The sequence below is a fragment of the Actinomycetota bacterium genome, from assembly GCA_036280995.1.
Classification (GTDB): domain Bacteria; phylum Actinomycetota; class CALGFH01; order CALGFH01; family CALGFH01; genus CALGFH01.
The window spans coordinates 1-2,541 of sequence record DASUPQ010000040.1; the positions used below are offsets into that span (position 1 = coordinate 1).

2 protein-coding genes and 1 pseudogene are annotated in these 2,541 nt (G+C 71.4%); 2 read left to right on the forward strand and 1 reads right to left on the reverse strand.

Annotation, left to right across the window (positions count from 1 at the left end):
* The first annotated feature begins 144 nt into the window (after positions 1-144).
* The gene (locus VF468_01020; GenBank protein HEX5876906.1) at positions 145-477 is read left to right on the forward strand and encodes a single-stranded DNA-binding protein; all 333 of its coding nucleotides are present in this window, start codon (positions 145-147) and stop codon (positions 475-477) included.
* Between the two features lie 219 nt (positions 478-696).
* Positions 697-1,913 (forward strand): annotated as a pseudogene (locus VF468_01025) (IS110 family transposase).
* Between the two features lie 123 nt (positions 1,914-2,036).
* Here the strand turns inward: VF468_01025 and VF468_01030 are convergent.
* A partial coding sequence (locus VF468_01030) for a hypothetical protein (protein HEX5876907.1) occupies positions 2,037-2,541 on the reverse strand: 505 nt, incomplete at its 5' end.

Sequence of the window (2,541 nt, forward strand, 5' to 3'; positions counted from 1 at the left end):
ACGCTCGGCAGTCCTGATCGATGACCGACTTCGTTGGCGCTACTGCTTGCCCCTGATGGTCTCTCGGCATGCCACGGTGTCCACCATCCCCCGGTTCCAAGGGCAGGGCAGACCGCCCGGCCAGGCATTCAGGAGGGCAGAGTCATGACCGAGCCGGCCGTGAGCTTCGCCGGCAACCCCACCGACGACCCCGAGCTGCGGCACACCGAGAGCGGCATCGTCCGGGCCATGTTCCGGGTGGCGGTGTCGGGCCGCCGGGACCAGGAGGCGTCGTTCTTCACCGTGATCGTGTGGCGCGACCAGGCCGAGCACGCCGCGCAGTCGCTCGCCAAGGGCAGCCGGGTGGTGGTTGTGGGTCGGCTCCAGCAGCGGAGCTGGACCGCCGCGGACCCGCAGCACCCGATCGACGGTCGAGGTCGTGGCCGAGGAGCTGGGGGCGAGTCTCACTGGTGCACCTTGGTGGCGGCACCTGTCTAGAGTGCTGGCGAACTCCCGGTGCCGTCGGGCCATCGCCTCCGAGCCTGGCCTGAGGGAAGGCTAAGCGCAGTTCGCGAGGCCCGACGGTCCGGGACGCCTCGAGCGGCAACAGGGCGACGCGCTAGCGAGCGCCGATCAGTGAGCCTGCTGCCACGGCGTCCCGGCACCGGCGGTGCGTTGGCCCCTCCCCGCTGGGTCCTGCCAGCAGAAAGGATCACCATGGATGCTGCCACACCATCCCGGGTGGCCGGGCTGGACTGGGCGTCGCGGCTGCACGCGGTGTGCGTGCTGGATCCCGACGGCCGGGTCCGGGCCCGCTTCGATGTGCCCCATACCGGCCGCGAGCTGGCTGGGTTGACCCGCCGCCTGGTCAAACTCGGCGTGCGCAAGGTCGCGATCCAGCGACCCGACGGCCCGGTGGTGGAGGCGCTGCTGGCCGCCAGGCTGGAGGTCGTCGTGATCCCGGGGCGCCAGGTCAAAGCGCTCCGCGGCCGCTATGGCACGGCCGGCAACAAGACGACAGGTTCGACGCCTACGTGCTCGCCGACGCGCTGCGCACCGATGGGCACCGGCTGATGCCGCTGGTTCCCGACACCCCCCAGACTGTTGCCTTGCGGGTGGTCAGCCGGGCCCGCAAGTCGCTGGTGGCCACCCGGGTGGCGCTGGCCAACGAGCTCCGGGCCAACCTGGAGATCGCCTTCCCGGGCGCGGCCAGGCTGTTCAGCGATGTCGACAGCCCGATCGCGCTGGCCTTTCTGCGCCGCTTCCCCTCGGTGAGCCTGGCGGCCTGGCTGACCGAGGCCCGCCTGGCGGCGTTCCTGCGCCGCATGGGCTATCCCGGCCGCAAGGCCGCAGCCGAGCTGCTCGGGCGACTGGCCGACGCCCCAGCCGGGCTGACCGGCCCGGAAGGCCAAGCCCGGGCCATGGTGACCCTGGGGCTGGTCGCGGCCCTGGACACCGTCCGGGCCCAGATCGACGAGCTCGAGGGTGAGATCGTGGAACGGCTCGGCACCCATGCCGATGCGGCCATCTTCACCGCCCTGCCCCGATCAGGCCGGGTGCGCGCCGCCACGCTGCTGGCCGAGATCGGTGACTGCCGGGCTCGGTTCCCCGACGCCGAGTCGCTGACCTGTCTGGCCGGGGCGGCCCCATCGACCCGGCGGTCGGGCAAGCACAAGAAGGTCGTGTTCCGCTTTGCCTGCGACAAGAAGCTGCGGGCCGCGGTCATGGACTTCGCCGGTGACTCCCGCCACGACAACCCCTGGGCCGCTCACGTCTACCAGCAGGCCCGAGCCCGCGGCCATGGCCACGCCCACGCCGTCCGCATCCTGGCCCGGGCCTGGCTTGGCGTGATCTGGCGCTGCTGGCAGGATCACACCCTCTACGACCCTGCCCGCCACAGCAGCTATCAGCGCCTCATCGCCCAGCAGCCTTGACACAGGGCAACTGCGATGGGCGACCGCAACCACGACCAGGACGACGAGGGACCAGAGCTAGTGGTCCGTCGCTGGGGTGTCTTGACGGTTGCCACAGCCTGGAGGTAGAGGCCTGCGTGGTGCTCAGTAGGCCCAGGTAGTAGGCCGGGCCTCACTGGGAGCTGTGTCGGAGGAGCTGGGTGGGGGAGGTCGAAGCCACAGCGACACCTGGGTCGGCTGCATGGTCTGGTCGACCACGGCCAGCAGCTCGGTGTGGAGGGCGTCCAGGTCGACCTCGTTCCGGAGGCGGACCCCGAAGGCCTCGACGATCCTGGTCGTGTCGTGGCGGCGCCGGTTGAACCGCCGATCCACCACGGCCTGGACGCGGCGGCGGGCCGGCTGGAATACCGCGGCCACGGCCAGGGTGGCGGCCGCCACCACCAGGGGGGACTCCCGGCCTAGGAGCTGGCCTAACCCGAGGACCACGACGGCGTAGCCGCCGCCCAGCAGCAGGGTGAGCAGGCCGTAGGCCAGCGTGCGGCTGATGATCCGGTCCAGGTCGTACAACCGGTAGCGCAGGATGGCCGCACCCGTGGCCAGCGGCAGGACGGCCAGGGTGATCCCCAGCGCGAGCAGGAAGACGGTGACG